This window comes from Actinomadura logoneensis (assembly GCF_003428695.1).
GTDB classification, from domain to species: Bacteria; Actinomycetota; Actinomycetes; order Streptosporangiales; family Streptosporangiaceae; genus Spirillospora; species Spirillospora logoneensis.
The window spans coordinates 1-2890 of sequence record NZ_QURH01000690.1; the positions used below are offsets into that span (position 1 = coordinate 1).

Here is a 2890-nt window from a genome sequence, read left to right on the forward strand (position 1 = left end):
CTACCGGGCGCGGCGGCGCGCCCGCGCGGGCGAGGACGTCCGCCTGGACGCGCCGTTCCCGATCAGCTTCGACCCCGCCCGCCTCTCCGAGATGGAGTGACCCGGAGCGCGGACGCGGCGGACGGCGGACGCGGCCGACGCGGCGGACGGCGGACGCGGCGGACGGCGGACGCGGCGGACGGCGGTCGGAGTTCACCGAGGAACGGCGGCCGGAGACCGCGGCGGGACGACGCTCAGAGTCCGCGGCGGGACGACGCTCAGAGTCCGCGGAGGTAGGCGTCGCGGTCCAGGGGGTCCGGGCCGGTGCGCGGACGCGTCGGCGGACGTCCCGCCACCGGCCGGTCCCCGGACGGACGCGGCCACCAGACGCCGTCGCCGCCCGTCAGCCCCGGCAGCTCCCGCTCGAACGCCGCGACCCGGCGGGCCGGCAGCTCGCCCTCGATCCGCCAGCCGCCCGAGTCGGGCTTGGCGTCCCGCACGTCCGCGCCGAGGGCGGCCAGACGCGAGGTCACCGCGCTCAGCGCGTCCTCCGGGATCTCCAGCTCGAACCGGTGGTAGGGCTCGTGGACGCGCGTCCCGGCCTGGTCGAGCGCGCGCATGAGGACGATCGGCGTCAGCCCCCGGAAGTCGGCCGCCGTGCTCACCGGCCCCGCGAACCCCGAGGCCGTCAGCGTGACCGCGCAGTCCGTGACCGGCCAGCCCCGCAGCCCCTCCCGCAGCGTCAGCAGGACGGTCTCGACGATCGCCCGGTCGAACGCGGCGGGCAGCGCGCCGAGCTCGGTCTCCCGGCGGAACACGACCCCCGATCCGGGCGGTCCGGGTTCGACGCGCAGCCCGACCGTCGCCCAGAAGTCCGGACGCCGCCGTCGCCAGTCCATGTCCTCGACCGCCTCGCCCACCCCGGCGGGACGCTCGACGTGGACGATCCGGCTCTCCTCGAACGCGGCCTCCACGCCGAAGGCCTCGCGCAGCGTCGCGGCGATGACCTCCTTCTGCACCTCCCCGTACAGGCGCAGCGCGGTCGTCCCGTCCGAGAGGGGCGCGACGCCGATCAGCGGGTCCTCCTCGGCCAGCCTCAGCAGCGCGGCCCGCAGACGCGACGCGTCCGCGCCGTCCGGCGCGCGCACGACCGTCTCCAGGGTCGGACGTCCGAACTCCGGTTCCCGGACGTCCGCCGTGACCGCCCCGCCGGGAGCGGTGACGACGTCACCCACGCGCGCCTCGGCCAGCCCGCGCACGCGCACGATGTCGCCAGGACCCGCCGTCCGCGCCGTGCCGCGGAAGGAGGTGACGCGCGCGAGGCGTTCGGGCAGGTCATGGCTGCGCAGGAGCACCTTGTCGCGCGGACGGAGGCGTCCGTCGAAGACGCGCACCACGGCGGTCTTCTCGCCGCCCGCCGCACGCTCCAGCGCGAAGACCGTCCCGTGGACGGGAGCGGACGCGTCGCCCCGCGCGGGCGGCAGGTACGCGGCGATCGCGTCGAGCAGGTCGCGCGCGCCCTGGCCGTTCAGCGCCGAGCCGAAGACCAGCGGTGTCGCCCGGGCGGCGGCGGTCTGCGCGCGCAGCGCGGCCCGCACCCGGGACGGCCCGGGGACGCGCCCGTCCACGAGGTCGGCGAGGAGCGCGTCGTCGTGCTCGGCGAGGATCTCGGCGGCGGCCTCGCGGAACACCGGATCGGCGAGGTCGTGCGCCACCGTCCGGACGCCCCGGGTGCCGGCGCCGTGCACCTCGTTCAGCGCGATCGTTCCCGGGAACAGCCGGGCGCGGACGGTCGCCAGCAGGTCGGCGTCGCGCGCGCCCGTCCGGTCGATCTTGTTGACGAACAGCAGCGTCGGGACGGCGCGGCGGCGCAGGATGCGGGCCAGCACGCGGGTGCGCGCCTGCACGCCCTCCACGGCGGACAGCACCAGGACGGCGGCGTCCAGCACGCCGAGCGCGCGCTCCACCTCGGCGGTGAAGTCGGTGTGGCCCGGCGTGTCCACGAGGTTGACGGTCAGGCCGCCGAGCGCGAACGACGCGACGGCCGAGCGGATCGTGATGCCGCGACGCCGTTCGAGGTCACCGGTGTCGGTGTGGGTGTCGCCGGCGTCCACGCCGCCGAGGCGGCCGATCGCGCCGGCGTCGAACAGCAGGCGTTCAGTGAGGCTGGTCTTCCCCGCGTCCACGTGCGCGAGCACGCCGAGGTTGAGAACGGTCATGTGAGGTCAGGTCCCTGGGAGCACTCGTCCGGATACGGCTCTGAGCAATCACCTGGACCTGGCGCATTCGGGACCGTTCTCCTCGCTCGGCTGCCTGACCGCACCACGATGCCCGCACGCCTCGTGCCGGAGCAACCGGATTTCGCGCGGGACGGCGTTTCGCGTCGGACGGTCCGGACGGCGCCGGAGACGGCCTGGCCGGTGGATGGCCGCGCCGGATCCCCCTGGGACACGGCCATCCATCCGGCTCAAGTCCGCACGGCCTCCGCGACCGGACGGCCCCCGCACGGGTTCCCCTGACCCCGCGGTCGTCCCGACGCCTCCCCGACCGTGCGCCATCCACCCTGCCGGACGGCGATCAACATCCGATCAACGCACGTCGGAGGCGGTGTTGATCCCTTCCGCCGGGCCACCGGGCGGGCCGCCGGGCGGGTCGCGCGGACACGCGGGCTACAGTCGTCCCGTGCTGCTGCTGACGACGCTCGACGCGTGGAACGGCCGTTCCGGGTCCCGGTTCGTCCTGGCGGACCACGGCGCGGTGTGGGGGCCGGACGTGCCCGACGGCGCGGACCCCGCCGACCTGCTGGCGATCGCGGACGACGCGTTCGGCGCGGGCGGCCAGGTCGTCGCGGTCGAGCTCGACCCCGCGCCCGCCGCCGGCCCGCCGCGCGGCGTGGTGGACGCGTCGTCCG

At 76.4% G+C, this 2890-nt stretch carries 1 protein-coding gene and 1 pseudogene; one reads left to right on the forward strand and one right to left on the reverse strand.

The genetic code is table 11. The features are described from left to right. Nucleotides 1–257: 257 nt before the first annotated feature. Nucleotides 258–2198, reverse strand: coding sequence for an elongation factor G (locus tag DZF91_RS25740; RefSeq protein ID WP_117359789.1), 1941 nt, complete (start codon nucleotides 2196–2198; stop codon nucleotides 258–260). 463 nt (nucleotides 2199–2661) lie between these two features. Between DZF91_RS25740 and DZF91_RS25745 the strand changes: the two are divergent. Beyond that, nucleotides 2662–2890 (forward strand): annotated as a pseudogene (locus DZF91_RS25745) (hypothetical protein); the annotation flags it as partial.